Raw genomic sequence first — 26,425 nt, 5'->3', positions numbered from 1 at the left:
GCTCGGAGGTGGGCCCATGACGATGACGGATGCGGCTGCGGCGGCCATGCGCGCGAAGGCGGCCGGGGAGGCGCGGGCGGCGATCGCGGCGGTGCAGCGCGCCGGCCGGCTGCTCGACGACGCGGCGTCCCTCGTGGTGCTGCGCGGGCAGGAGGCGTGGCTCGGACCCGCGCGCGACGCGTTCGACGCGCGCGGGCTCGCGCTGCGCGACCGGCTCTCGGCGGAGGAGCACGAGCTGCGCGTGCTGGCGCTCGCGATCGAGGGGGCGATGTGAGCGGCGGCCGGGGCGAGGCGCGCGACGGCGGCGGGGGCGCGTTCGGGGGGCCGGTCGCGGGCGGCGGCGCCTTCGGCGGCCACGAGGGCGGGGGCGGATCGTTCGGCGGCCCGGGCTGGGGCGCCGCGGCCGCGGCCCCGGCGGCGCCGAAGGCCGGCGTGGAGGTCGCGTGGGACCCGAGCGTCACGGGTGCCGCGTGCGCGCAGCTGCGCGACGCGGCCTGGCGCGTGCGCGACGCGGTGCGCGCGCTGCACGCCGCGCCGCCCCTCGGGCACGCGTCGGCACCCGGCATCAGGGTCGCGGCGCTGCGCGACTGCGCCGCCGCCATCGACGACCGCGCGGCGGCCGCGCAGGCGCTCGTCGTCGAGCTCGACCGCCTGCACGACGACACGATGCTCGCCGGTCGCGCCTACGAGCTGGCGTCGGATGCCGTGCTGGGGCTCGTCGAGGAGCTCGCGGGCGGGGTCGCGTGGGGCGCCGGCGTCGCCGCGCGGGGCCTCGTGGCCGGGGCGGTCGGCTCGGCGCCGGCGTGGATGCCGCTGCTCGCGGTGGGCGCGGGCGCGGCGCTCGCGATCGGCCTCGTCGCCGTGCCGCTCGCCGCCCGGCTCGCGGCGACGCATCCGCAGCACGCGGCGGCGCTGCTCGCCCACGCGGAGGCCGCGGGCGTCTCGGTCGAGCAGCTCATGGCGCAGGCGGCGTCGTTCTGGGATCGCTCGAGCGAGGCGCTGCTCGCGCAGCCCGGCTTCGTCGGCGCGCTCGGGCTCGCGATGGAGTCGACCGACGAGGCGCTCGCGGGGTTCCTCGGCGTGCCGCTGCCGGTCGCGGCGCGGCTCGAGTCGGCGATCGGGCAGGACGAGCAGCTCGCGCTGCTCGCCGCGGGCGCCGCGCTCGGCCTCCGGGTGGGCGGCGGGCTGTCGCCGGTGCGGGCGGGCGCCGTCACCCCGGTGCAGCCGCCCGTGCGGCCGGTCTCGTCGCCGGGGCAGGCGATGGCGATCATCCGCGACCAGGAGCAGCAGGTGGTCGTGCACGAGCTGCGCATGCCCGACGGCTCGCGCCGCTTCCAGGTGTTCGTGCGCGGCACCGAGACCTTCGGCACCGACCCGGCGACGGGCCTCGACGGGCCGGCGAACGTCGAGAACGCCGCCTCGACGCCGCACCTGCTCGTCGGCTCCGACGCCGCGGTGGCCGAGGCCATGGTGGCCGCGGGAGTCGGGCCCGGCGACCCGGTCGACCTGTTCGGCTACTCGCAGGGCGGCGCCGCGGTCGCCAACGTCGCCGCGTCGGGCCGCTTCGACGTCGAGTCGGCGCTGCTCATCGGCGCCCCGTCGGCGACCGCCGAGATCCCGCCCGAGGTCGCGGTGCTCGCGGTCGCGCACGCGGGCGACCCGACCCCCGCGGCCGACGGCCTCGCCGACGGCGGCGGCCCGCCGCAGATCCTCGTCGAGAGCGCCGGCGGCCACGGCACGGGCTTCGCCGCCCGCCACTCGCAGGACGAGTACGTCGAGACGCTCCACCGGGCCGCGCGCGACGACGTCGTGGTCGCGCGCTGGACCGAGCGGATGCGCACGGTCACCGAGGGCGGCACGCCGGTCGCGGGATACGGGGTGCACGTGCACCGCGAGTGAGCTGCGCGAGGCTGAGCGCTCCGGGCTCACCTCTCGCGAGGACGCTCCTTGCCGAAGATCGGCCGCGTCACGATCGTGATCAGCCAGGTGAGGAAGGCGATGCAGACCGCCGCGAGCATGCCCCACCAGAAGTTCTCGACGTCGATCCCGTAGCCGACGAGCTGCGACAGCCAGTGCACGATCATCAGCAGGAACGCGTTCACGAAGAGCGCCACGATGCCGATCGTGAGGATGTAGAGCGGGAACGCGACGATGCGGATCAGGTTGCCGATCGTGGCGTTCACGAGCGCGAACACGAGCGCCACGCCGAGCGTCGTCACCGCGAGGTGCCACCACTGGCCGCCGAACGGCACGATCTCGATGCCCGGCACGAAGAGGGTCACGAGCCAGATCGCCACGGCGGTGAAGATCACGCGGAGCAGGAAGCGCATGGCCAGATCATGGCACCCATATCCCCCAACCGAGCCGAGACTCGCAATAGCCTGAGCCGGTGACTGTGCGACTTCGACCCGAGATCGCGTCGGTGCCCCCGTACCAGCAGGGGCGGCCCGCGCCGGAGGGCGGCTACAAGCTCTCCAGCAACGAGAACCCCTTCCCGCCGCTGCCGGCGGTGGTGGAGGCCGTGCAGCGGGAGGCGGAGCGCGTGAACCGCTATCCGCGCCCCGGCGCGCCCGACCTGAAGGCGGCGCTCGCCGCCCAGCTCGGCGTCGACGTCGAGCGCGTGCTCATCGGCGACGGCTCCGCGTCGCTCCTGCAGCAGCTCATCCACGCGGTCGCCGGCCCCGGCGACGAGGTCGTCTACGCCTGGCGCTCCTTCGACGCCTACCCGCTGTTCGTTCGCACCGGCGGTGCGACGCCGGTCGAGATCCCGAACGACGCGCAGCACGCGCACGACCTCGACGCGATGGCCGACGCCATCACCGAGCGCACCCGCGCCGTCATCGTCTGCAGCCCCAACAACCCCACCGGCACGATGGTCGGCGCGGCCGAGCTCGACGCGTTCCTCGCCCGCGTGCCGTCCGACGTGCTCGTCATGCTCGACGAGGCCTACGTCGAGTTCGTGCGCGAGCCGACGTTCGACGGCATCGCCCTCCAGCGCGCGCACGACAACGTCGTCGTGCTGCGCACCTTCTCGAAGGCGCACGGCCTCGCGGGCCTCCGCGTCGGCTACGCCGTCGGCGACCCCGCGGTGCTGCGCGGCGCCGACCTGACGGGCGTGCCGCTGTCGCAGACGGCACTCGCCTCCGCCGCCGCGCTCGCCGCCATGGCGCACGTCGACGAGACGATGGCGCGGGTCGCGCGGCTCGCCGAGCAGCGCGACGCGCTCTGGCAGCGCCTCGTCGACGCGGGCGTGCCGGTGCCGAAGCCGCACGGCAACTTCGTCTGGGTGCCCTCCCGTGCCGACCAGCAGGAGGCGATCCACGACATCCTCTTCGCCAACCGCATCGTCGCCAAGGTCTTCGCCGACGGCGTGCGCATCTCGATCGGCGAGCCCGAGGCCGACGAGCACGTGCTGGCGGCGGCGACCGCGATCCGGGCGCTGCCGTGACCGGTGCCGCCACGGCGACCGAGCCCATCCGCCTGCTCGACGCGGAGGGCGCGCTCGTCGAGACCGACGCGAACGCCGAGTGGCGCGAGCTCGCCGCGCAGCTGACGACCGACGACCGCCTCGCGATGCACGGCGAGATGGTGCGCACCCGCGCGTTCGACATCGAGGCCGGCCACCTGCAGCGGCAGGGGAAGCTCGGCCTGTGGGTGCCGTCGCTCGGGCAGGAGGGCGCGCAGGTCGGCGCGGCGTGGGCCGCGCGCGACCAGGACACGCTCTTCCCCAGCTACCGCGAGCACCTGCTCGCCCTGCACCGCGGCGTCGAGATGCGGCAGATCATCGACATCTTCCGCGGCGCGAGCCACGGCGGCTGGAGCCCGCTCGAGGTGCGCGGCATGCGCATCTACTCGCTCGTCATCGCCACCCACGCCCTGCACTCGACCGGCTACGCCATGGGCATCCGGCTCGACGGCGCGTGCGGCACCGGCGATGAGGCGGTCGACGAGGCGGTCATGGCCTTCTACGGCGACGGCGCCGCGAGCCAGGGCGACGCGAGCGAGGGGCTCGTCTTCGCCGCGAGCTACGAGGCGCCCATCGTCTTCTTCGTGCAGAACAACAAGTGGGCCATCTCGGTGCCCTCGAGCCGGCAGAGCCGGTTTCCGCTGCACGAGCGCGCCCGCGGCTTCGGCCTCGACGCGGCCTGGGTCGACGGCAACGACCCGCTCGCGTCGTTCGCGGTGACCCGGCGGATGCTCGACGCGGCCAGGCAGGGACGCCCCGGCTACGTCGAGGCCGACACCTACCGCATGGGCGCGCACACCACGAGTGACGACCCCACCCGCTACCGCACCTCCGACGAGGAGGAGGCGTGGCGCCGCCGCGACCCGATCGCGCGCATGGCCGTGCACCTGCGCTCGCTGGGCGTCGACGACGCCGCGCTCGCCGCGCAGGAGCAGGAGGCCGCAGAGCTCGCCGCCGACATGCGGCGGCAGACGCTCGCGGCCGGCACCGCCGCGAGCGACGACATCTTCGACTTCGTCTACGCCGAGCCGCATCCGCTTATGGACGAGCAGCGGCAGGCGCTCGCCGACTTCGAGGCCGGCTTCGGGAGCGGGTCGTGAGCGGGCAAGGCGCGGCGGCCGCGCAGGCGACGACGATGCCGATCGCGAAGGCGCTGAACTCTGCGCTCCGCGAGGCGATGCGCGCCGACGAGAAGGTGCTGCTCATGGGCGAGGACATCGGCCCGCTCGGCGGCGTCTTCCGCATCACCGAGGGGCTGCACGCCGAGTTCGGCGGCGACCGCGTGCTCGACACGCCGCTCGCCGAGTCGGGCATCATCGGCACCGCGATCGGCCTCGCGATGCGCGGCTACCGGCCGGTGATCGAGATCCAGTTCGACGGCTTCGTCTACCCCGGCTTCGACCAGATCGTGTCGCAGCTCGCCAAGATGCGCGCCCGCCACCGCGGCGCCGTCTCGATGCCGGTCGTGATCCGCATCCCCTACGGCGGCCACATCGGCGCGGTCGAGCACCACCAGGAGAGCCCGGAGGCGTACTTCGCGCACACCGCGGGCCTGCGGGTCGTGAGCCCGTCGACGGCGAACGACGCGCACTGGATGCTGCGGCAGGCGATCGAGAGCGACGACCCGGTCGTCTTCCTCGAGCCGAAGGCGAAGTACTGGACGAAGGGCGAGGTGCTGCCGGAGCCGACGGCCGGCCTGCACGACGCGGTCGTCGCGCGCCAGGGCAGCGACGTGACCCTCATCGGCCACGGCGCGATGGTGCACGTGCTGCTGCAGGCGGCCGAGATCGCCGAGGCCGAGGGCACGTCGTGCGAGGTCGTCGACCTGCGCTCGCTGTCGCCCATCGACTGGGCGCCGATCATCGCGTCGGCCGAGCGCACCGGCCGCGTCGTCGTCGCGCAGGAGGCGCCCGGGCACGTCTCGGTCGGCTCCGAGGTCGCCGCCACCATCGCCGAGCGCGCCTTCTACTCGCTCGAGGCGCCGGTGCTGCGCGTGTCGGGCTTCGACACCCCGTTCCCGCCCGCGCAGCTCGAAGCCGTCTACCTGCCCGACGCCGATCGCGTGCTCGACGCCGTCGACCGCGCGCTGGCCCACTGACCGGAGGATGCGATGCAGGAGTTCAGGCTGCCCGACCCCGGCGAGGGGCTGACCGAGGCCGAGATCGTCAGCTGGCGCGTGAAGCCCGGCGACGCGGTGCGCGTCAACGACGTGCTGCTCGAGGTCGAGACGGCGAAGTCGCTCGTCGAGCTGCCGAGCCCCTTCGAGGGCACGGTCGAGGCGCTGCTCGTCGAGGAGGGGCAGACCGTCGAGGTGGGCGCGCCCATCATCCGCGTCTCCGGCGGGGACGCGGATGCGGTGGAGTCGTCGAGCGACGTCGAGCAGACGGTCGTCGAGGAGGGCTCGGGCGACGAGGGCGGCGCCGTGCTCGTCGGCTACGGCGTGCGCGGCGGCGCGCAGACCCGGCGGCGGAAGCCGCGGACGGTGCGCGAGGCGCCTGCGGCGTCGAGCGCGCCTGCTCCCGCGCCGCAGGCTGCGCCCGAGCGCCCGACGGGCGCCGACGCATCCGCCCCGGCCCCGGCCGGCCGCGCGCTCGCGAAGCCGCCGACCCGCAAGCTCGCCAAGGACCTCGGCGTCGACCTGGCCTCGCTCACCGGCACCGGCTCGCGCGGCGAGGTGACGCGCGACGACGTCATGCAGGCGGCCGACGGCGGCGGTGCTGCTCCCGCACCTGCGGCGCCGGCCTGGACGGGGGAGCGCGAGGAGCGCATCCCGGTGAAGGGTGTGCGGAAGGCGATCGCGCAGGGCATGGCCGCGTCGGCGTTCACCGCGCCCCACGCATCCGTCTTCGTCGACGTCGACGCGACGCGGACGATGGAGTTCGTGCAGCGGCTGAAGGCGTCGCGCGACTTCGAGGGCGTGAAGGTCTCACCGCTGCTCATCGTCGCGAAGGCGGTGCTGTGGGCGCTCGCGCGCTCGCCGCACATCAACTCGACCTTCACTGACGACGAGCTGATCGTGCACCACTACGTGAACCTCGGCATCGCGGCGGCCACGCCGCGCGGGCTGCTCGTGCCGAACATCAAGGACGCGCAGGACCTGTCGCTCCGCGAGCTCGCCGCCGCGATCCAGTCGCTCACGGCGACGGCGCGCGAGGGCCGCACGCCGCCGGCCGACCTGCAGCGCGGCACGTTCACGATCACGAACATCGGCGTGTTCGGGATGGACACCGGCACGCCCATCCTCAACACCGGCGAGGCGGGGATCCTCGCGTTCGGCTCGATCCGGCAGAAGCCGTGGGTGGTCGACGGCGAGGTGCGCCCCCGCTGGGTGACGACGGTCGGCGGCTCGTTCGACCACCGCGCGGTCGACGGCGACGTCATCAGCCGCTTCCTGGCCGACGTCGCGTCGATCCTCGAGGAGCCGGCGCTGCTGCTCGACTAGGCAGCAGCGTGGCCGCTCAGTCGAAGAGCGGCCCAGCCGGCGACCGCCACCACTCGTCGTCGGGCGTGACCGGCACGCGGCGCTTGTGCTCGGTGCGCTCGTAGCGGGTCGTGATCTGCTCGGCGACGTCCTCGGGCACGGGCTGCCCCTCGAGGAACGCGTCGATCTGCTCGTAGGTGAGGCCGAGCTCGTGGGTGTCGAGCTGCCCGGGCTTGTCGTCGAGCAGGTCGGCGGTCGGCGGCTTGGTGCGCAGCCGCTCGGGCGCGTCGAGCAGCTCGAGCAGCTCGCGCCCCTGGCTCTTCGTGAGCCCCGCGAGCGGCAGCAGGTCGGCGCCGCCGTCGCCGAACTTCGTGTAGAAGCCGGTCACCGCCTCGGCGGCGTGGTCGGTGCCGAGCACGAGGAGGCCGAGCTGGCCGCCGATGGCGTACTGCGCGATCATGCGCGCGCGGGCCTTCACGTTGCCCTTGTGGTAGTCGGTCACCTCGCCGATGGCGGCCTCGACCGACGCCTCGAGCGCGTCGACGCCGGGCTTGACGTCGACGGTCACCTCGCGGTCGGCGCGGATGAAGTCGAGCGCGAGCTGCGCGTCGTCCTCGTCGTGCTGCACGCCGTAGGGGAGCCGCACCGCGACGAACGTCGCCTCGGCGCCGCCCTCGCGCGCGCGCTCGACGGCGAGCTGCGCGAGGCGGCCGGCGAGCGTCGAGTCCTGCCCGCCGGAGATGCCGAGCACGAAGCCCTTCGCCCCCGTGTGCGCGAGGTAGTCGACGAGGAACCGCACGCGGCGCTCGAGCTCGGCGGGCGGGTCGATGGTCGGTCGGGATCCTAGGGCGGCGATGATCGCGGACTGCGCGGCGCCGGCTGCTTCAGTGGAGCGCTCCATGGCCGGAAGCCTACGCGCGCCGTGTGTCGGGCGTGTTGCGGAAGGCCGGGCGAAATTGACAATCGTTCTCAACAGCACGTACCGTGGAGGTGCGCGGCAGGGCGTCGTGCTGGACAAGGACTGCAGATGCGAACCCTCACGGCGGCCGGAGCGATCGGCGCGATGGCCCTGGCAGTGACCGGATGCGCCGGCGCGGCGAACGGCGCGGGCTCGGCCGGGGACCGGCTCGAGATCGTGACGACCACCACCCAGCTCGCCGACATCACGAGCGAGCTCGTGGGCGACGCGGCCGAGGTGACGAGCCTCCTGCAGCCGGGCGCCTCCGCGCACTCCTTCGACCCCGGGCCCGCCGCACTCGGCGCGCTCGCCGACGCCGACCTGCTGATCGTCAATGGCGCGGGCCTCGAGGAGTGGCTCGGCGACACCGTCGAGGCCTCCGGCTTCGCGGGCACCGTCGTCGACACGTCGGAGCCGATCGACCTGCTCGAGGCCGGCGAGGAGGCGGACGCCCACGCCGGCGAGGACGAGGATGCGCACGCCGACGAGGCAGAGGGCGAGGAGCACGCCGAGGAGGCGCCGACCGAGCCCGGCCACGAGGGCGAGACGGCGGAGGAGCACGCCGAGCACGCCGATGAGGGCGAGGAGACCGTCGACGAGCCCGGCCACGAGGGCGAGACGGCCGAGGAGCACGCCGCGCACGGCGAGTTCGACCCGCACGTGTGGACCGACCCCGCGAACGCGATCCTGCAGGCCCAGGCCATCCGCGACGCGGTCACGGCGGCCGACCCCGAGGCCGACATCGACGCATCCGCCGACGCCTACATCGCGCAGCTCGGCGAGCTCGAGGAGTGGATGCGCGCCTCGATCGAGCAGGTGCCCGTCGACGAGCGCCTCGTCGTCACGACGCACGACACGTTCGGCTACCTGGAGCGCGCCTTCGACGTGCAGGTCGTCGGCACGGTGCTGCCGAGCCTCGACGACAGCGCCGACGCGAGCGCCGCGCACATCGACGAGCTCGTCGCCGAGATCCGCGAGACGGGAGCGCCGGTCGTCTTCAGCGAGAACGCGATCGACCCGCAGCTCGCCGCGACGATCGCCCGCGAGGCGGGCGTCGAGCTGCGACAGGGCGAGGACGCGCTCGCGGCCGACGCGCTCGGCGCCGAGGGCACGCCCACCGGCACCTACATCGGCTCGCTCGTGCACAACACGACCGCGATGGTGACCGCGTGGGGCGCCGAGCCGCTGCCGGTGCCAGAATCGCTCTCATGAGCACCGCGCCGGAGGCCGTCGTCGAGATCGCCGACGCGGCCTTCGGCTACGGCGGCGCCCCGGTGCTCACGGGCGTCGGCTTCACGGTGCTGCCCGGCGAGGCGGTCGCGCTCATCGGCCCGAACGGCGCCGGCAAGTCGACGCTGCTCGCCGGCATCCTCGGCCTCGCCGAGCACGACGCCCGCACCTTCCGCGTGCCGGAGGGCCGCGGCGAGATCGGCGTGCTCCCGCAGTCGAGCGAGATCGACCCCGCGTTCCCCGTGACGCTCGAGCAGGTCGTCGCGATGGGCCGCACGCCCCGCCTGGGGCTGCGCTGGCCGGGCCGGAGCGACCGGCGGATCGTCGCCGACGCCATCGAGGCGGTCGGGCTCACCCCGCAGCGCCGCACCCGCTTCGGCGACCTCTCGGGCGGCCAGCGGCAGCGCGGCCTGCTCGCGCGGGCGCTCGCGAGCGAGCCGCGGCTGCTGCTGCTCGACGAGCCGTTCAACGGGCTCGACCAGGGCTCGAGGGATGCGCTGCTCGAGACCATCCGCACGCTGAAGTCCCGGGGCGTCGCCCTCCTCATCACGACGCACGACCTCGACCTGGCGCGCGCGGTCTGCGACCGCACCCTGCTCGTCAACCAGCAGCAGATCGCCTTCGACGACACCGACTGCGTGCTCACGCTCGAGCGCGTCGAGGCCGCCTTCGCCTCGCACGTGATCGAGATCGACGGCCACACGCTCACCACGACCGCGCACCACGAGTCCGAGCACAGCGCGCACCACCGCCTGCTGCAGGACGACGACGCGGAGCGCGACCGCGCCCAGCACCGATGACGGCGCCGCTCGCGCTCGTGCTCGACCCGTTCACGCCCTTCGCCGTGCCGTTCCTGCTGCGGCCGCTGCTGCTGCTGCTCGCCCTCGCCGTCGCGGCGGGCACCGTCGGCATGCTCGTGCACCTGCGACGGCTCGAGTTCTCGGCCGACGGCCTCACGCACGCCGTCTTCCCGGGCCTCGCGATCGGCGCGGCGCTCGGCGGCGCCGCCGGGCTGCTGCCGGGCGCGCTCGGCGCCGCGCTCGTCGCAGCCGTCGTGCTCGCGCTGCTCTCCCGCCGGGGCCAGCCGCGCGACACCGCCGTCGCGATCGTGCTGACGACCTTCTTCTCCGTCGGCATCGTGCTCGTGTCGCTCTCCGAGGGCGCCGGCAGCGTCTCCGACTTCTTCTTCGGCCGACTGCTCACCATCACGTGGGCCGACCTCTGGGTGGGCGTCGCGCTCGTCGCCGTCGGCGTCGGGCTCGTCGTCGCGACCGCCCGGCCGCAGCTGTTCGCGGCGTTCGACCCCGCCGGCGCCCGCCGCGCCGGCCTGCCCGTGCTGGGCCTAGAGACGCTCGGCACGGTTGCGGTGGCGCTCGTCGTCGTCGCCGCCTCCGCCTCGGTCGGCACGCTCCTCGCGCTCGCGGTCGTGATCGTCCCGGCCGCGGCGGCGCGCGCCCTCACCCGCTCCCTGCGGGCGGCGGCGGTCGTCGCGGTCGCCTTCGGCGCGGTCACGGGATGGCTCGGGCTGTGGGCCGTCGTCCAGCTCGCCGAGGCGGGGGTCGACGCCGCCCCCGGCGCGACCGTCGCGCTCGCGATGATCGCCGGCTACCTCGTGGCGCTCGCGGCGGGCGCGCTGCGCGGCCGCGTGCGGGGCCGGGCGGCGGTGGCCGCATGAGCCCCGACGTCGCCGTGCTCGACTGGCCCGCGCTCGACTTCTTCGGCCTCGCGATGGTCGAGGTGGTGCTCGCGGGCGCGCTCGCCGGCGTCGTCGGCGTGCTCGTCGTGCTGCGCGAGCGCGCCTTCTTCACGATGTCGCTCACGCACGCGACCTTCCCCGGCGCGGTGGCGGCCGCGATCCTCGGGGTCTCGATCCCGCTCGGCGCGGCAGTCGCCGCCGTCGCGCTCGTGGCCGTCGCCGTCGCCATCGGCCGGATCCGCTCCCAGGGCCCGGCCGTCGCATCCGGGGTCATGCTCACCGCGGGCTTCGCGCTCGGCGCGTTCCTGCAGTCGGTGGCGCCGCTCGCGATCGACGTCGAGTCGTTCCTCGTCGGCCAGGTGCTCGCGGTGACGGGCGCCGACATCGCGCTCACCGCGGTGCTGCTCGCCGTGGCGCTCGGGGTGTGGGCCCTCGCCGGCCGGCACCTGGTCTTCTCGAGCGTCGACGAGGAGGGCTACCGCAGCGCGGGGATGCGCCCGTGGGCGCCCGAGGCGGTCTCGCTCGCGCTCATCGCGGCGACCGTGGTGGCGATCATGCCGGTCGTCGGCGCCATCCTCGGCGTCGCCCTCATCGTCGCGCCCGCGGCCACCGCGCGGCTGCTCGTGCGCGACTACCGCTGGATGCTGGTGCTCGCGCCGCTCATCGGCATCGGGTCGGGCGTGCTGGGGCTGCTCGCGTCGCGCTGGCTCGACGTGGCCGCGGGTGGCGCGATCGCGCTCGTCGCGGCGCTCGCGTACGGCGCCGCGTGGCTCGCCCGCGCGCTGGCCGAGCGCGGGGTCGCCGCGCGGGGCGCCGCCGGTCGTGGGAGCATCGAGGCGAGGACCCCATGACCGACACCACTCCCCGCCGATCCACCAAGCAGCGCGAGGCCGTGCGCGAGGCGCTCTCGGCGAGCGACGAGTTCGTCTCGGCGCAGGCGCTGCACCAGGCGCTGCGGCAGGACGGCTCGACCGTGGGCCTCGCGACCGTCTACCGCGCGCTCGCGGCGCTCGCGGCCGACGGCGAGGCGGATGCGCTCCAGGCGGGCGGCGAGGTGCTCTACCGCGCCTGCACGCCCACGCACCACCACCACCTCATCTGCCGCTCGTGCGGCCGCACCGTCGAGCTCGAGGCCGCGGCGGTCGAGCAGTGGGCGGGCAGGGTCGCCGCGGCGCACGGGTTCGTCGAGCCGGAGCACGTCGTCGACATCTTCGGCCTCTGCGCCGAGTGCGCCGCGCGCCGCGCCGCCGACGACGCGCGCTGATCCCGCGCCCGACCGGCATCCACAGGGGCAGAGATCCCCATGGCGCAGCGGCGCCCGCTCCTGTGACACTGAGAGCATCCGACCGAGGAGGCACTCCGTGACGCATCCCGCCAGCGCCTACCCGTCCCAGCGGCCCGGCAGCGAGCCCGACGGCGCGCTCGACGGCGCGACCGTGCGGCGCCGCCCGTCCGCCGATCCCGCGCCCGGGCCCGCCCGCGCGCACCGGCGCATCCTGGGCATCCAGCCCGTGCTCTTCGTCGGCATCTGCCTGCTCGCGATCGTCACGGTCATCACCGTGGTGCTCATCTTCGTCGGCGACTTCGAGAGCCAGGCGGCCCGCGTCGTGTGGACGGTCGTCGTCTTCCTCGCGTTCACCGGCCTGCTCGCGCTCGACCTGCTGCTCGCGCGGCGCTCGGCGACCCCGCTCGTGATCGGGGTCGCCGCCAACGTCTACCTGCTCGCCGTGCTCATGATCGTGATCTGGATGCGCGGCACGGGCGGCGAGGATCGCGACCCGTGGGACGAGGGGTTCCTCTTCGGCGAGCTGTTCGGCATCGTGCTGCTGACGATCCTGGTCGTGCGCGCGGCCGCCGCCGGCGCGTGGGGGCTCATCTCGCTCGGCAACCGGGGGCGGGCGCAGATGGCGCGCATGATCGGCCTCGTCGCGGCGGGCCTGCTCGGGCTCGTCGGCGTGCTGCTCACGCTGCACTTCGCGATCGACGCACTCGGCGTCGAGGTCGAGGAGTGGTACTGGCGCTCGACCGTCGCCGCGATCGTCGTGACGGCGCTCGCGGCCTCGATCACCGTGCTCCTCTACTGGAACCGCCGCAACATCGACTGGCAGGAGGCCGAGGCGCGCGGCGAGCACGCGCGTCCCTCCGGTGCGCAGCAGCGCGTCGCCCCGCCGAGCGCCGCCTCCGTGGGCGCGGGCGCGGCGGCAACCGGCGCGCCGACCGCGTGGCCCGCGCACCCGGGCGCGACGGTCTGGCCCGGGCAAGCGGCTGCGCCGCCCGCCCAGCCCGCCCAGCAGCCGCACGCGCAGCCGCAGCCGGGCGGCCTGCTGCCGTGGCCGACCTACCCCGACGGCACGCCGTACCCGATGGGGCAGGACGGGCAGCCGGTCTTCCCGCCCGCCCGCTGACGCGCCGCCGGCCGAGCCGCCGCCGAAGCGGGGATTGCCACGACGCATCCGCATCGCGTAGGATTGCTCGTTGGTGCGGTCTCGGCCGCACAGCACACGCCCCCTCCAACTCCCGCAAGGGATCGGCATGGGCGTGGGCAGGCAAGTGATCTTGGGTGGGCCTCGGCCCACGGTACCCATCTGGAGGAAACCATGGCAGCCGTATGCCAGGTGACCGGAGCCGTTCCCGGCTTCGGGCACAACATCTCGCACTCGCACCGTCGCACGAAGCGCCGCTTCGACCCGAACGTGCAGCGCAAGACCTACTTCGTCCCGTCGCTCAAGCGCAACGTGACGCTCAACGTCTCGGCCAAGGGCATGAAGGTCATCGACGCCCGTGGCATCGAGGCCGTCATCCGTGACATGCAGGCTCGGGGGGTGAAGCTCTGATGGCGAAGAAGTCGCAGGACGTCCGTCCGATCATCAAGCTCCGCTCGACCGCGGGCACCGGCTACACCTACGTGACGAAGAAGAACCGTCGCAACAACCCCGACCGACTTGTGCTGAAGAAGTACGACCCCATCGTGCGTCAGCACGTCGAGTTCCGAGAGGAGCGATAAATGGCCAAGAAGAGCATGATCGCCAAGAACGAGCAGCGGAAGATCATCGTCGCCCGCTACGCCGAGAAGCGCGCCGCGCTGAAGAAGGCGCTCGTCGACCCCAACAGCACCGACGAGGAGCGCGAGGCCGCTCGTCTCGGCCTGCAGAAGCTGCCCCGCAACGCCTCGCCCGTGCGCGTGCGCAAGCGCGACGCCATCGACGGCCGCCCCCGCGGCCACGTCGGCGAGTACGGCATCTCCCGCGTGCGGTTCCGCGACATGGCGCACCGGGGCGAGCTGCCCGGCGTGACCAAGTCGAGCTGGTAAGCACCCGCTCCACTCGAAGGGCCCCGACCTCGCGGTCGGGGCCCTTCGTCGTGCGGCGCGGCCGCCGCGGCTATACGCGGCGGATGGTCGCGCCCGCGGGCGCCACCTGCAGCCAGCGCCAGCCGTAGGGCTCCAGCTCGAGCTCGAGGGTGCCCTCGATCGTCATGGTCGAGAGGTCGAAGCGGTCGTGCAGCGTGACCGCGCCCTCCTCGGCGGCGATCTCGAGCTTGACCGTCTCGTGCCGGTCGCCGAGGTTGTGCAGGGCCAGCATCGTCCAGTCGTCGCCCCGGCAGACGTGCGCGAGCACCGCCTGCTGCCGCACGCCGATCACCTCGAGCGACGACCAGGCGAGGTCGGGCGCATCCCGGTACATCGTCGTCAGCTGCTGGATGTGCCGCCACAGCGAGCCCGGGTCGCGGCGCTGGTCGGCGACGTTGCGCCGCTCCGGGCCGTACTCGCCCTCGACGACCGGCCGCGTCAGCGCGCGCGGCGGCGCCGTCGAGAAGCCGCCCTTCGCGTCGGGCTCCCACTGCATCGGCGTGCGCACCGCGTAGCGGCCCTCGATCTCGAGCTGCTCGCCCATGCCGACCTCCTCGCCGTAGAACAGCACCGGGCAGCCGGGGAGCGAGAACATCAGCGTGTAGACGAGCCGCACGGCGCGCTCGTCGCCGAGCATCGTCGGCAGCCGCCGCCGGATCCCGCGGCCGTACAGCCGCATCCCCTCGTCCGGCGCGAACGCCTCGAAGACCTCCTCGAGCTCGTCGGGCGCGAGCTTGTCGAGCGTCAGCTCGTCGTGGTTGCGCACGAAGTTCGCCCACTGGCTCGCCTCGGGCAGCTCGGGCCGGTCGCGCAGCGCCTTCGCCAGCGGCCGCGCGTCCTTCCGCGCGAGCGACAGGAACAGCTGCTGCATCGAGACGAAGTCGAACTGCAGGTGCAGGCCCGACGCCTCGCCCTCCGCCTCGAACCAGCGCAGCTGCTCCTCGTGCGGCAGGTTGACCTCGCCCAGCAGCATCGCCTCGCCGCTGCGGCGCGAGACGAAGCGCTGGATCGCGCGCAGGTGGTCGGGGCCCTGGTACTCCGGCGCCGTGCCCGTGGTGTCGGTGCCGTGGGCGGGGTCGTTGCTGAACAGGAACGGCACCGCGTCGACGCGGAAGCCCGAGACGCCGAGCTCGAGCCAGAGGCCGAGGTTGCGCTCGATCTGCTCCTGCACCGGCGGATGCGCGATGTTGAGGTCGGGCTGATGGGCGCGGAAGTGGTGCAGGTACCACTGGCCCGTGCGGGGATCCTCGGTCCAGGTGGAGTCCTCCTCGCCGGGGAACACGGGCGGATCCTGCTTCGCCGGCGGGTTGTCGCGCCACACGTACCAGTCGCGGTGGGGCGAGGTGCGCGAGGCGCGCGACGAGCGGAACCACGGGTGCTGGTCGGAGGTGTGGTTCATGACGAAGTCGATGATGACGCGCATGCCCTGCGCCCGCGCGACGCGGATGACCTCGACGAGGTCGCCGAGGGTGCCGAGCCGCGGGTCGACGGCGAAGAAGTCGGTGATGTCGTAGCCGTCGTCGCGGTCGGCGGTGGGGAAGAACGGCATGAGCCACAAGCACGTCACGCCGAGGTCGGAGAGGTAGTGGATGCGCGACACGAGTCCCTGCAGGTCGCCGATGCCGTCGCCGTCGGAGTCCTGGAAGACCTGCACGTCGAGGCAGTAGAGCACCGTGTTGCGCCACCAGCGGTCGGCCGACTCGATCGGGCGGGGGCTCATGCGGCGCCCTGCCCGGCGCCCGCGTCGCCGCCCGCGCCGGCATCGCGCACCGCGGGCAGCACGCGCTCGCCGAACGCGTCGATGAACGGCGCGAGCTCCTGCCCGACGTGGTGCAGGTACAGCTGGTCGAGCCCCGCGCCCACGAGCTCGTGGATGCGGTCGACGTGGCGCGAGAGGTCGCTCGAGATCCAGACGGCCTTCCGCAGCTCCTCCTCGCCGAGTCCGGCGGTGCGCCGCTCGAAGTCCTCGGGCTGCTCGAGCTCCCACGCCTCGGGCGCAGGCACGAGGTTGCCCTGCCACTGGTCGCGGGCGATGGCGAGCGCCTCGGCCTCGTCGGGCGCCCACGACAGGTGCAGCTGCCCGCACACGGGCCCCTGGCCGCCCGCATCGCGGTAGGCGGCGCCGATGTCGCGCAGGCCCGCCGGGTCGCTCGCGACCGTGATGAGCCCGTCGGCCCACGCCGCGTGGCGGCCCGCCGACTCGGGCGTGACGGCGGCGGCGAGCAGCGGCGGCGCCTCGACCGGCAGCGACCAGACGCGCGCGCGGTGCACCGAGATCTCGCCCTCGTGGGTCACCTCCTCGCCCGCGAGCAGCCGGCGCATGACGTCGACCGTCTCGACGAGCCGGCGCTCCCGCACGGGCTTCTCGGGCCATCCGTCGCCCGTGACGTGCTCGTTCATCGCCTCGCCCGAGCCGAGCGCGGCCCAGAAGCGGCCCGGGAACATCTCGCCGAGCGTGGCGATCTTCTGCGCCGCGATCGCGGGGTGGTAGCGCTGCCCGGGCGCCGTGACGACGCCGAAGCGCAGCGACGTCGTGGCGAGCGCCGCGGCGAGCCACGACCAGGCGTAGCCGCTGTGGCCCTGGTTCCTGCTCCAGGGCGCGAGGTGGTCGGAGCACATCGCCGCGTCGAACCCCGCCTGCTCGGCGCGCTGCACCGCGGTCAGGAGGGCGCTCGGCGGCAGCTGCTCGTGGGAGGCGTGGAATCCGATGTCGGCCATGCGCCCCACGCAATCGCGGAAGCGCACGCCGCGTCAAGGTGGACGCTCAGACGACGGCGGATGCGGCCAGTCGCGTCGAGTCCGGCAGCTCGCCCGCGTGCAGCGCGCGCCAGGCGTCGCCGAGCCGGCGCATCGCCTCAGCGGTGACCTCCGGCTCCCACGTGATGGGGATGCGCGCGAAGCGGTCGAGCACGCCCGAGCTCGAGAAGCGGGGCCCGGGCGGCAGCAGCAGCCCCCGGTCGCGCGCGGCGAGCGAGAGGGAGGTCGACCACGGCCCGCCGAGGTCGATCCACGCGGCGAGCCCGCCCGGCACCTCGGGCATCGGCACGCCGGGCAGGTGGGCGGCGAGCCCGTCGGCGACGGCCTGCCTGCCCGCCCGCAGCCGCGCGCTCGCCCGCGCGAGCAGCGCATCCAGGTCGTCGAGCAGCTCGACGGCGATGCACTGCTCGAGCAGCGGGGATCCCAGGTCGATGGAGGGGCGGGCGGCGAGCAGCTGCGGCAACTGCTCGCGGCTCGCGCGGATCCAGCCGATGCGCATGCCGCCCCAGGCGATCTTCGACATCGAGCCGATGAGCAGCGCGGGCCCGTGCGCGGCGAAGGGCTTCGGCGTCCAGCCGCGGTCGATGTCGAGCTCGGCGCACGTCTCGTCGACGACGAGCAGCGTGCCGGTCGTGCGGGCGACGGCGGCGAGCCGCGCCCGCGCGAGCTCGGGCATGGTGGCGCCCGTGGGGTTGTGGAAGTCGGCGATCAGGTAGGCGAGCGCGGGCCGCTGGGCGCGGAGCGTGTCGACGAGGTGCGACGCGTCCCAGCCCTCGCCGGGCGAGACGGGCGTCGGCACGAGGCGGTGCCCGGTGCGGCGCAGCGCGTCGAGGGCGTGCGGGAACGACGGCTGCTCGACCACGGCGGCCCGGCCGCGCTCGCCGAAGGCGGCGAGCACCACGGTCATCGCGTGCATCGCGCCGCTCGTCACGACGATCTGCCCCGGGTCGGTCGGCAGCCCGCGCTCGGCGTAGCGGGCGGCGATGCGCTCGCGCAGCGGCAGCAGCCCGTCGAGCGAGTAGCCGGGCGTGCCGAGCAGCCCCGCGAGCCGGTCGAGGGCGCGCACGGTGGCGGCGTGGAGGCCGGGGGTCGATCCGACCGAGGCGATCGTCAGGTCGATGACGCCCTCGTCGGCCGCCTCGGGGCGGTGGATGCGCTGGGCCGGCAGGGCGGCGCGCGTGCCGGAGCCGTGGGTGCGCTGCACGTAGCCGCCGGCCTCGAGCAGCTCGTACGCGCGCGCGATCGTCGCGCGGGAGCGGCCGAGCTCGGCGGCGAGCGCCCGCTCGCTCGGCAGCCGCTCGCCGGCCGTGATGCGGCCGTCGAGCAGCAGCATGCGGATGCGGTCGGCGAGCGACTGCGCGACGGCGGTCGTCGCGCGCCACTCGCCGAGCTGGGTGCCGAGCCGGGAAGCCATGCGCCCAGTCTGCCGCCAACTGGACTGCTCCAGCAGAGCCACTTGCCCGCGAGTGGACCGCGCCACGGGCATGACGGATGCGGTGTGATGAGGTGGTGCACCGCATCCGCCGCCTCTTCCTGCCGATCGACTCGCTGGGCCCGGCCGACACGGCCGCCCGCATCGGCCAGCTGCTCGGCGGCCTCGTGCTCTACGGGCTCTCGCTCGCGATGCTCATCCGCGCCGACCTCGGCGTCGGCCCGTGGGACGTCTTCTCGCTCGGGATCGCGAACCACCTGCCGATGAGCTACGGCACCGCGACCGTGGTCGTCTCGGGGATCGTGCTGCTGCTGTGGATCCCGCTGCGCCAGCGCGTCGGCATCGGCACGCTGCTGAACACCCTGCTCGTGGGGCCCGCCGCCGACGTCGGCCTCTGGCTGCTGCCGGAGGTGGACGCCCTCTGGCAGCAGATCCTGCTGCTCGCCGGCGGCATGGTGCTGCTCGCGTTCGCGACCGGCTTCTACATCGCCGCCCACCTCGGCCCCGGCCCGCGGGACGGGCTCATGACGGGGCTCGTGCGGATCACCGGCTGGCGCGTGTGGATCGTGCGCACCCTCATCGAGGGCACGGTGCTGCTCATCGGCTGGCTGCTGGGCGGGCCGGTCGGCGTCGGCACGGTGGTCTTCGCGTTCGGCATCGGGCCGCTCATCGGGCTCTTCCTGCCGCTCTTCGAGCGCCGGCGCACCCGTCGAGCGAGCCGGCTGCGCGCCGCGCGGCTCGCGGCCTCGACCGCCCGCTGAGGGCTGCCTGGGCCCTCCCGAGGCGCGAAACGCGTTCGCGAACTGCGAAAAACCCCGGAAATCGCGGCGTGTCGGGGTGTTCTTCCGCGAGAACCCGGGCCTCAGGGCTACGTTCGGGGGTGGTCGGAGCCCAACGGGCCCCGGCGGAATGCCCGCCCCAGGCGGGACGGACATGCCACCACCAGGAGGACACCATGGCTGAGACCATCAACAAGACCACCCTCGCTTCGAAGATCGCAGCGACGACCGACCTCTCGCAGGCCAAGGTCACCGCGGTGCTCGACGCGCTGTTCGACGAGGTCTCGTCGGCCGTCAAGGCCGGCGACAAGGTCTCGATCCCCGGCTTCTTCAGCGCCGAGCGCACGGAGACCGCCGCCCGCACGGGCCGCAACCCGCAGACGGGCGAGGAGATCAAGATCGCCGCGGGCCACCGCGTCAAGCTGACCGCCGGCTCGAAGCTGAAGGCCGCCGTCAAGTAGGCACCAGCACACAGCAGCGAGCGGGGTCCGGCCGAGAGGCCGGGCCCCGCTCGTCGTGCATCGCTATCGTGGTGCGCACGGTCCGTCCCGCGCACGGGCCCGGCATGGAGGTCGGCACAGCGTGAGCGACGAACGGGACGGGTCCCGCTCCCGTCAGGTGGAGGCCGCGGAGGCGCTCGCGAGCCGCCTCGACCGCCCCATGGGCCTCCTCGGCGTGGTGTTCCTCTTCGTGGTCCTCGGTCAGCTGCTCACCTCCGATCCGGGCTGGGCACGGGTGCTGTCGATCACCGGATGGGTGCTGTGGGCGCTGTTCGCCGCCGAGTTCCTGCTGCGCGCGTACATCGGCGGCTTCGGTGCCGCCTTCTGGCGCCGCAACTGGTGGCAGCTCATCTTCCTGGCGATCCCGTTCCTGCGCTTCTTCCGCGCGCTGCAGGCGGTGCGGACCCTCAGGGTGGCGCGCGTGGCCCGGGTGGGCGGCATCCTCTCCGCCGGCGTCCGCGGCTCCCGCTCCGCAGGCCGCCTGCTCTCCAGCCGGATCGGATGGCTGGCTTCGGTCACCCTGGTGGTCGTCCTGGCCTCCAGCCAGCTCCTCTACGCCATGGAGTCGCACACCGACTTCACCACGGCGCTCCACGAGACGGCGATGGCGACCGTCACCGGATCCGGGATCACCGCCGATGACCCGTTCGCGAAGGTGATGCAGCTCGTCCTCGCGGTCTACTCGGTCGCCGTCTTCGCGGCGCTGGCCGGCTCCTTGGGCGCGTTCTTCCTGCGCGACCAGCTCCCCGCCCCCGCGCGCGTCGCCGAGGACGCTCCGGAGGAGCCTCGCCCGGAGCAGCCGTCCCGTCGCGCCGGGGACCCGCATAGCCGCGGCGACTAGCCTGGAGCGGTGCAGCGCCTCCGTCTCCTCGCGCCAGCGCTCGCGATCCTCGCGGGGCTGGTCGCGGCCTGGGCGGCGCTCGAGATCGGCGGGGGAGCGGCACCGCTGCCCATCGAGGATCCGGGCCCGCTCGTGCGCTACGGGCTGCCCGCGGCGACCATGGTGCGCAACGTCGCCATCGCCGCAGCCTTCGGCGGGCTCGTGCTGGCGTGCTTCGCGCTCGCACCGCGCAGCCGCGACTGGAACCGCACGCTCGACCTCGCCGCGGCCGCCACCGGCGTCGCGACCGTGCTGCAGGCGTTCGTCGCCTTCGGCACCTTCCGGCAGCTCGTCTCCAACCCCGTCACCGCCGACGACGAGTTCGGCGGCCTGCTGCAGCTGTTCTTCGTCGAGATCGAGACCGGCCGCCTCATCCTCGGCACGCTGCTCGCCCTCGCGCTGCTCACCGTCGTGCTGCTCGTCGCGCGCAGCGCCGCCGCGGCGGCGTTCACCGTGGTCGGCTGGGCGGTGCCGTTCTGGCTCATCGCCTCCGGCGGCCACGCCGGCGGCACCGCCAACCACACGCTCGCCGTCTCGTCGCTGCTGCTGCACCTGATCTTCGTCTCGATCTGGCTCGGCGGGCTCATCCACGTCGGCCTCCTCGCAGCCGGCCGCGACGCACCCCGGCCGGCCGGCGCATCCGGCCTCGTGCCCGACGCCGCCTACGGCGACGTGCTGCTGCGCTACTCGAGCCTCGCGATCGCGAGCTTCGCCGTCGTCGCCTTCACCGGCGTCGTCTCGGCGTGGGTGCGCATGGAGGGCGACTGGCTGAGCGGCTACGGCGTGCTGTCGCTCACGAAGGCGGCGCTGCTGCTCGTGCTCGGCGCCTTCGGCGCGTGGCAGCGGATGCGCATCCTGCGCCCCGCGGGCACGGTGCGCGCGCGGGTGCCCGGCCGGGCGGTCGCGGCGCTCCTCGCGCTCGAGCTGACCGTGATGGGCGTGACGGCCGGCGTCGCCGCCGGGCTCGCCCGCACACCGACGCCCGTGCCCGAGACCCCGCCGGGCGCCGAGGCGAGCCCTGCCGAGATCCTCACCGGGCGCCCCCTGCCGCCCGAGTTCGAGCCCGCGCGGCTGGTGGACCAGTGGGCGCTCGACCCGCTGTGGACGGTGGCGCTCGCGATGCTCGCGTTCTTCTACGTCGCCGGTGTCGTGCGCCTCGCGCGGCGCGGCGACCGCTGGCCGATCGGCCGCACGGTGTCGTGGCTCGCGGGCATCGCGCTCTTCTGGTGGTGCACGAACGGCGCCCTGAACCTCTACCAGGAGTTCCAGTTCTCGCTCCACATGCTCGTGCACATGCTGCTCGGCATGGCGGTGCCCGTGCTGCTCGTGCCCGGCGCCCCCATCACGCTCGCGATGCGCGCGGTCGCGAAGCGCCGCGACGGCACGATGGGCGGCCGCGAGTGGCTGCTCGCGATCGTGCACTCGAAGTACATGCAGGTCGTCGGCTCGCCGCTCGTGGCAGCGCTCATCTTCGTGTCGAGCCTGTGGGTCTTCTACTACACGGGCATCTTCCAGTGGGCGATGACCGACCACCTCGGCCACGTGTGGATGGTCGTGCACTTCGTGGGCTCCGGCTATCTGTTCGTGCAGGCGATCATCGGCGTCGACCCCGGCCCGGCCAAGCCGCCGTACGCGCTGCGCCTCGTGCTGCTGCTCGGCGCGATGGTGTTCCACGCGTTCTTCGGCCTCACGCTCATGGAGGGCGAGGCGCTGCTGCTGGCCGACTGGTTCGGCGCGATGGGCAACGGCGTCGACGCGCTCGAGGACCAGCGGGTCGGCGGCGGCATCGCGTGGTCGATCGGCGAGATCCCGACCGTGATCCTGGCGATCATCACGGTCGTGCTGTGGTCGCGCAGCGACAAGAAGGAGCAGGTGCGCACCGACCGCGCGGCCGCTCGCGACGGCGACGCCGAGCTCACCGCCTACAACGCGATGCTCGAGAAGATGGGGAAGCGATGAACGACCAGGCTCAGACGACCGGCGCCGACGACGCCCCCGAGCAGTACCTGCCCGAGGAGCTCGCCGCGCTCGCGGAGGGGCGCGCGGTGCGCCTGCGCCTCGTGCGCCACGCCGAGACCGAGCACAACATCAACCACCTCATGCAGGGCTGGTCCGACTCGCCGATCACCGAGCGCGGCCGCCGGCAGATCGAGGCCGTCGCGCAGCACCTGGCGGCCGAGCGCTTCGACCTCGCCTTCTCCTCCGACCTGCAGCGCACCCGCACGACGGCCGACGGCATCCTCGCCGCCCTCGACCCGAAGCCGCCGCTCGAGCACCTCGAGCTGCTGCGCGAGTGGCACTTCGGCGCCCACGAGGAGCGGCCCTCCGCCGACGTCTGGCGCGAGGTGATCGTCGAGCACGGCTTCGAGGTCGACCGCGAGCTGAGCGCGCTGCGGGCGATCGCCGAGCAGGTCGGCTGGCGCGGGCTCTTCGACACCATCGCGCAGCTCGACCCGACCGGCCAGGCCGAGGAGGCCGCGGCGACCGTGATGCGCGCCGACGCCGCGCTCGAGCACGTCGTGCGCGCGGCGGGCGCCCTCGAGCGGCCCGCGGCCGACGAGGTGCACGTGCTCGTCGTCTCGCACGGCGGCTTCATCACGTCGCTGCTGCGGCAGCTCGTGCCCGAGCTCACGCCCGACGTCATCCTGCCGAACTGCTCGATCACGACCGTGTCGCTCGCGGCCGGCACCACCGTGTGGCGCCTCGACGGGCTCGGCGAGACGGCGGATGGGCCGGGTCCGGCCGCGTAGGCACGCAGCGCCCACCGCGGGGCGGGGGAGCCGTGCAAGGGTGGAGGGCATGGCTTCGATCCCCGAGCAGTACCGCTACCTGACCGACGCGCCGCTCTTCGCGCACCTCGCGACCGTGCGGCCCGACGGCTCCGTGCAGTCGAACCCGATGTGGTTCCTGGTCTCCGGCGACGAGGTGCGCTTCACGCACACCCGCTCGCGCCAGAAGTACCGCAACCTGCAGGCGAACCCCACGATGAGCCTGTCGATCGTCGACCCGGCGCAGCCGCTCAAGTACGTCGAGCTGCGCGGGCACCTCGCGGGCGTCGAGGACGACCCGACGGGCGCCTTCTACGTCGAGCTGCAGAACCGCTACGGCAACCCGTCGGAGCTCGCGCCGCCCGACGCCGCCGAGCGCGTGATCCTGCGCATGGCGATCGACAAGGTCACCGGCCGGGTCTGAGCGCCCGCCGGATCAGGCGGCCGCGACGAGCACCGGGGCGGCGGTCGCGAGCGCGACGACCACGAGCAGCACCGTGAACGCCAGGCTGAGCCGCTCGGGCCGCACCCGCGCGGTGATGCGCGAGCCGAGCAGCGACCCCACGACCGCGGCCCCGGCCGCGAGGGCGACGACGCCCCAGTCGAGCGTGAGGTCGAGCGTCAGCCGTGAGCCGAGCGCGACGGCGCTGTTGATGGCGATGACCAGCAGCGAGGTGCCGACGGCCACCGGCATCGGCAGGCCGAGCGCGAGCACGAGCGCCGGCACGATCGCGAAGCCGCCGCCGACGCCGAAGAAGCCGGTCAGGAGGCCCACGCCGGCCGCGGCCGCGAGGAGCACGCCGACGGCGCGGCAGTCGCAGCGGAAGGGGCGCAGCGACACCATGGGCGGCCGTGCCGGCTCCGGCGCGGCACCCGCCGCCTCGGCATGGGCCGCGCTGCGCCGCCGCGCCGTCATGAACGCGGCGACCACGAGCATGAGCACGGCGAAGGCGAGCAGCAGCACCTCCTCGGGCACCGATGTCGACAGCAGCGCGCCGAGGACGGCGCCGCCCGTGCCGAGGAGGCCGAAGACGACACCCTGCGCGAGACGCACCCGTCCCGCCCGCATCGCGGGCAGCATCCCGATGACTGCGGCGAGCCCGACGATGATCAGCGAGCCGGCGGTCGCCTCCTGCGGCGCCATGCCGAGCAGCAGGATGAGCGCCGGCACGGCGAGGATCGAGCCGCCGCCGCCGACCGCGCCGAGGAGCAGGCCGACGACGAGGCCGATCGGTGCGGCGAGCAGTGCCACGGGGTTCCGCCAGGGTCGAGGCGCGCGGGTGTCGCGCACGGCAGGGGTTTGGCCGAAGCATACCCCCGGGGGTATTGTGGGAACCAGTCCCGACAGCAGGAGGATCCCGTGCAGGACACGCCCACCATCGACCGCGACGCGGTCCGCGCCCTCGAGCGCGAGGCCCTCGAGCGGCTCGCGCAGGCGGCGGGGGACCGGTCGATGTGCGCCATCTCGCGCGACGGCCGGCCGCACGTCGCGGCGAAGTACCACGAGGGCGCCGTCTCGGCGTTGGCCGAGGTGCGCCGCGGGCTGCCGGCGGGAGCCGCGGCCGACAGCACGGCCGAGCTGGTGCGCGCAGCGCTCGATCGCTGGACGGCGCAGGCGGAGCGCAACCCGGATGCGCCGGCTGGGTCGCATACGCCGCTGGCGGCCGCGACGCGCTCGCCCGGCTCGTGCAGCCCGTGCCGAGCAGCTAGGCCCAGACCGCGGAGGGGCCCGCTCGGGTCACTCCCTCGCGGGCAGGTGCACCTCGATCTCGTACAGCTCGCGCGGGTCGGCCTCGTCGACGCGCTCGCCCGAGAGGCCGAGCTTCGCGTAGAACGCCTTCGCGACCTCGAGCGACTGCCACTCGAGCACCCGCACCTTCGTGTGGTGCTCGGCCCACTCCCGCACCGCCTCGAACAGCGCCGTGCCCGTGCCCCGGCCGCGCGCATCCGGCGACACCCACAGGTCGTGCATGCGGGCGATCGACCAGTCGCGGTGCGGGGCGGGCCCGTAGTCCTGGGCGGCGGCGTAGCCGAGCAGCTCGCCGTCCTGCTCGGCGACGACGATGTGGTGCGCCGGGTTCTCGACGAGGGCGACGAGGCGCTCGCGGTAGCGGTCGACCTTCTCGTCCTCCTCGTCGGCGTGGCGGTGGGCGGCGAGGAGCGGCAGCAGGGCCTCGGCGTCAGCGGTCGTCGCCTGTCGGATGCTGATCGCGCCGTCGCCCATGCGGCCAGCGTATCCGGCGGATGAGGCGGATCAGGCGGACCCGTCGGATCAGGCGGCGTCGACGTGCGCCGCGCACGCGGGCTCGCACGCCTCGCACGTCGGCACCTGCTTGCGGCACGACCAGACGGCGCAGTTGCCCATCCCGCCGGTCGGCGCGCCGCAGCGGCCGCACGTGCCGAGCACGGCGGCGCCCGAGCCGAAGTCCATCGTGCGCCGCTCGTCGAAGACGTACAGCGAGCCCTCCCAGAGGCCCTGGTTGCCGAAGGTCCCGCCGTAGCGCACGATGCCGCCCTCGAGCTGGTACACCTCCTCGAAGCCGCGCGAGCGCATGAGCGACGAGAGCACCTCGCACCGCACGCCGCCGGTGCAGTAGGTGACGACCGGCTTGTCCTTCAGGTGGTCGTAGGCGCCCGAGTCGAGCAGCGCCACGAAGTCGCGGGTGGTGTCGGCGTCGGGCACGACAGCGCCCCGGAAGCGCCCGATCTCGGCTTCGAAGCGGTTGCGGCCGTCGAAGAGCACGACGTCGTCGCGCTCGGCGACGAGCTGGTGCAGCTCGCCGGGCTTCAGGTGCCGGCCGCCGCCCACGACGCCGCCCGCGTCGACCGCGAGCTCGTCGGGGGCGCCGAAGGTGACGATCTCGTCGCGCACCTTCACGGTGAGCCGCGGGAAGTCCTCGCCCGTGCCGGCCGACCACTTGATGTCCATCCCGCGGAACCCCGAGTACTCCCGGGTCGCCCGCGCGTACCGCTTGCACGCATCCACCGGTCCGCCCACGGTGCCGTTGATGCCGTGCTCCGAGATGATGATGCGCCCGGTGAGGCCGAGCGACGTGCACAGCGCGTGCTGCCACAGCCGCACCGCCTCGGGGTCGGCGATGGGCGTGAAGCGGTAGTAGAGCAGCACTCGGTGCATCCGACGATTCTCCCAGCCGCCGGCGGCCGGCGGCGCGCGGCGCTGTGGAGGAG

Annotated in this window: 29 protein-coding genes; 21 read left to right on the top strand and 8 right to left on the bottom strand. The window is 74.2% G+C overall.

Annotation, left to right across the window (positions count from 1 at the left end; translation table 11 throughout):
• The first annotated feature begins 16 nt into the window (after positions 1-16).
• Together FQ330_RS01235 and FQ330_RS01230 are read left to right on the top strand one after the other, a co-directional pair.
• Entirely contained in the window at positions 17-274 is a 258-nt protein-coding gene (locus tag FQ330_RS01235) for a hypothetical protein (protein WP_146354563.1), read from the top strand.
• Entirely contained in the window at positions 271-1,899 is a 1,629-nt protein-coding gene (locus tag FQ330_RS01230) for a hypothetical protein (protein ID WP_146354561.1), read from the top strand. The genes FQ330_RS01235 and FQ330_RS01230 overlap by 4 nt, the downstream gene beginning before the upstream one ends.
• Before the next feature lie 26 nt (positions 1,900-1,925).
• Here FQ330_RS01230 and FQ330_RS01225 read toward each other — a convergent pair whose 3' ends face one another.
• Positions 1,926-2,330, bottom strand: coding sequence for a phage holin family protein (locus FQ330_RS01225; protein ID WP_146354559.1), 405 nt, complete (start codon positions 2,328-2,330; stop codon positions 1,926-1,928).
• A gap of 59 nt (positions 2,331-2,389) precedes the next feature.
• Between FQ330_RS01225 and FQ330_RS01220 the strand changes: the two genes are divergently transcribed.
• The 4 genes from FQ330_RS01220 to FQ330_RS01205 are packed head-to-tail and all read left to right on the top strand — an operon-like array spanning position 2,390 to position 6,908.
• On the top strand, positions 2,390-3,448 hold the full coding sequence (locus FQ330_RS01220; protein WP_146354557.1) for a histidinol-phosphate transaminase: 1,059 nt from the start codon (positions 2,390-2,392) through the stop codon (positions 3,446-3,448).
• Positions 3,445-4,566, top strand: a complete 1,122-nt coding sequence (locus FQ330_RS01215; protein WP_146354555.1) for a thiamine pyrophosphate-dependent enzyme — start codon at positions 3,445-3,447, stop codon at positions 4,564-4,566. Before FQ330_RS01220 ends, FQ330_RS01215 begins: the two co-directional genes overlap by 4 nt.
• 35 nt (positions 4,567-4,601) lie before the next feature.
• Entirely contained in the window at positions 4,602-5,564 is a 963-nt protein-coding gene (locus tag FQ330_RS01210; protein ID WP_146355300.1) for an alpha-ketoacid dehydrogenase subunit beta, read from the top strand.
• 12 nt (positions 5,565-5,576) lie between these two features.
• Positions 5,577-6,908, top strand: coding sequence for a dihydrolipoamide acetyltransferase family protein (locus tag FQ330_RS01205; protein WP_146354553.1), 1,332 nt, complete (start codon positions 5,577-5,579; stop codon positions 6,906-6,908).
• Between the two features lie 16 nt (positions 6,909-6,924).
• Here the strand turns inward: FQ330_RS01205 and nadE are convergent, their stop codons facing one another.
• Complete coding sequence (nadE, locus tag FQ330_RS01200; protein ID WP_146354551.1) at positions 6,925-7,788, bottom strand: ammonia-dependent NAD(+) synthetase; 864 nt, start codon at positions 7,786-7,788, stop codon at positions 6,925-6,927.
• A 126-nt stretch (positions 7,789-7,914) separates the two neighbouring features.
• Here nadE and FQ330_RS01195 point away from each other — a divergent pair, with 126 nt between their 5' ends.
• The 9 genes from FQ330_RS01195 to rpsN all read left to right on the top strand — a co-directional run bounded on the left by FQ330_RS01195 (position 7,915) and on the right by rpsN (position 14,081).
• The gene (locus FQ330_RS01195) at positions 7,915-9,057 is read left to right on the top strand and encodes a metal ABC transporter substrate-binding protein (RefSeq protein WP_146354549.1); all 1,143 of its coding nucleotides are present in this window, start codon (positions 7,915-7,917) and stop codon (positions 9,055-9,057) included.
• Complete coding sequence (locus FQ330_RS01190) at positions 9,054-9,875, top strand: metal ABC transporter ATP-binding protein (protein ID WP_146354547.1); 822 nt, start codon at positions 9,054-9,056, stop codon at positions 9,873-9,875. Before FQ330_RS01195 ends, FQ330_RS01190 begins: the two co-directional genes overlap by 4 nt.
• Positions 9,872-10,750: a metal ABC transporter permease gene (locus FQ330_RS01185; protein WP_146354545.1), complete on the top strand. Its 879-nt coding sequence runs from the start codon at positions 9,872-9,874 to the stop codon at positions 10,748-10,750. The genes FQ330_RS01190 and FQ330_RS01185 overlap by 4 nt, the downstream gene beginning before the upstream one ends.
• Entirely contained in the window at positions 10,747-11,622 is an 876-nt protein-coding gene (locus tag FQ330_RS01180) for a metal ABC transporter permease (RefSeq protein ID WP_225792632.1), read from the top strand. Before FQ330_RS01185 ends, FQ330_RS01180 begins: the two co-directional genes overlap by 4 nt.
• Complete coding sequence (locus tag FQ330_RS01175; protein ID WP_128190548.1) at positions 11,619-12,035, top strand: Fur family transcriptional regulator; 417 nt, start codon at positions 11,619-11,621, stop codon at positions 12,033-12,035. The genes FQ330_RS01180 and FQ330_RS01175 overlap by 4 nt, the downstream gene beginning before the upstream one ends.
• A gap of 97 nt (positions 12,036-12,132) precedes the next feature.
• Positions 12,133-13,176, top strand: a complete 1,044-nt coding sequence (locus FQ330_RS01170) for a hypothetical protein (RefSeq protein WP_146354543.1) — start codon at positions 12,133-12,135, stop codon at positions 13,174-13,176.
• Between the two features lie 192 nt (positions 13,177-13,368).
• Entirely contained in the window at positions 13,369-13,605 is a 237-nt protein-coding gene (rpmB, locus tag FQ330_RS01165; RefSeq protein ID WP_128190402.1) for a 50S ribosomal protein L28, read from the top strand.
• Positions 13,605-13,775, top strand: coding sequence for a 50S ribosomal protein L33 (rpmG, locus tag FQ330_RS01160; RefSeq protein ID WP_123696729.1), 171 nt, complete (start codon positions 13,605-13,607; stop codon positions 13,773-13,775). The genes rpmB and rpmG overlap by 1 nt, the downstream gene beginning before the upstream one ends.
• Positions 13,776-14,081 (top strand): 30S ribosomal protein S14, encoded by a 306-nt coding sequence (rpsN, locus tag FQ330_RS01155; RefSeq protein ID WP_128190403.1) that lies wholly within the window; start codon positions 13,776-13,778, stop codon positions 14,079-14,081.
• Between the two features lie 70 nt (positions 14,082-14,151).
• Here rpsN and FQ330_RS01150 read toward each other — a convergent pair whose 3' ends face one another.
• From FQ330_RS01150 to yczR, 3 genes are read right to left on the bottom strand one after another with little or no spacing between them, the layout of a single operon-like run.
• Entirely contained in the window at positions 14,152-15,840 is a 1,689-nt protein-coding gene (locus FQ330_RS01150) for an alpha-amylase family protein (RefSeq protein WP_146354541.1), read from the bottom strand.
• Positions 15,837-16,838 (bottom strand): TIGR03885 family FMN-dependent LLM class oxidoreductase, encoded by a 1,002-nt coding sequence (locus FQ330_RS01145; RefSeq protein WP_146354539.1) that lies wholly within the window; start codon positions 16,836-16,838, stop codon positions 15,837-15,839. The genes FQ330_RS01150 and FQ330_RS01145 overlap by 4 nt, the downstream gene beginning before the upstream one ends.
• 46 nt (positions 16,839-16,884) lie before the next feature.
• The gene (gene yczR / locus FQ330_RS01140) at positions 16,885-18,291 is read right to left on the bottom strand and encodes a MocR-like transcription factor YczR (RefSeq protein ID WP_146354537.1); all 1,407 of its coding nucleotides are present in this window, start codon (positions 18,289-18,291) and stop codon (positions 16,885-16,887) included.
• 95 nt (positions 18,292-18,386) lie between these two features.
• Between yczR and yczE the strand changes: the two genes are divergently transcribed.
• From yczE to FQ330_RS01110, 6 genes are all read left to right on the top strand, one after another.
• Positions 18,387-19,070, top strand: coding sequence for a membrane protein YczE (gene yczE, locus FQ330_RS01135; protein WP_225792631.1), 684 nt, complete (start codon positions 18,387-18,389; stop codon positions 19,068-19,070).
• 194 nt (positions 19,071-19,264) lie between these two features.
• Positions 19,265-19,549 (top strand): HU family DNA-binding protein, encoded by a 285-nt coding sequence (locus FQ330_RS01130; RefSeq protein ID WP_128190407.1) that lies wholly within the window; start codon positions 19,265-19,267, stop codon positions 19,547-19,549.
• Positions 19,550-19,670: 121 nt separating this feature from the next.
• On the top strand, positions 19,671-20,429 hold the full coding sequence (locus tag FQ330_RS01125) for a hypothetical protein (RefSeq protein WP_225792630.1): 759 nt from the start codon (positions 19,671-19,673) through the stop codon (positions 20,427-20,429).
• Positions 20,430-20,438: 9 nt separating this feature from the next.
• Positions 20,439-22,427, top strand: coding sequence for a cytochrome c oxidase assembly protein (locus FQ330_RS01120; RefSeq protein WP_146354535.1), 1,989 nt, complete (start codon positions 20,439-20,441; stop codon positions 22,425-22,427).
• A complete protein-coding gene (locus FQ330_RS01115) occupies positions 22,424-23,218 on the top strand; it encodes a histidine phosphatase family protein (protein ID WP_146354533.1) in 795 nt (264 codons plus the stop codon). The genes FQ330_RS01120 and FQ330_RS01115 overlap by 4 nt, the downstream gene beginning before the upstream one ends.
• A gap of 49 nt (positions 23,219-23,267) precedes the next feature.
• A complete protein-coding gene (locus FQ330_RS01110; protein WP_146354531.1) occupies positions 23,268-23,660 on the top strand; it encodes a PPOX class F420-dependent oxidoreductase in 393 nt (130 codons plus the stop codon).
• Between the two features lie 12 nt (positions 23,661-23,672).
• Here FQ330_RS01110 and FQ330_RS01105 read toward each other — a convergent pair whose 3' ends face one another.
• The 3 genes from FQ330_RS01105 to trhO all read right to left on the bottom strand — a co-directional run bounded on the left by FQ330_RS01105 (position 23,673) and on the right by trhO (position 26,372).
• Positions 23,673-24,488, bottom strand: a complete 816-nt coding sequence (locus FQ330_RS01105; protein ID WP_225792629.1) for a sulfite exporter TauE/SafE family protein — start codon at positions 24,486-24,488, stop codon at positions 23,673-23,675.
• A gap of 486 nt (positions 24,489-24,974) precedes the next feature.
• On the bottom strand, positions 24,975-25,460 hold the full coding sequence (locus FQ330_RS01100; protein ID WP_146354527.1) for a GNAT family N-acetyltransferase: 486 nt from the start codon (positions 25,458-25,460) through the stop codon (positions 24,975-24,977).
• A 48-nt stretch (positions 25,461-25,508) separates the two neighbouring features.
• The gene (trhO, locus tag FQ330_RS01095) at positions 25,509-26,372 is read right to left on the bottom strand and encodes an oxygen-dependent tRNA uridine(34) hydroxylase TrhO (protein ID WP_146354525.1); all 864 of its coding nucleotides are present in this window, start codon (positions 26,370-26,372) and stop codon (positions 25,509-25,511) included.
• Positions 26,373-26,425 lie beyond the last annotated feature (53 nt).

This window comes from Agrococcus sediminis, assembly GCF_007923295.1.
GTDB lineage: Bacteria > Actinomycetota > Actinomycetes > Actinomycetales > Microbacteriaceae > Agrococcus > Agrococcus sediminis.
The sequence above is the reverse complement of the archived record's forward strand: the minus strand, read 5'-3'. Positions and strand labels throughout refer to the sequence as shown.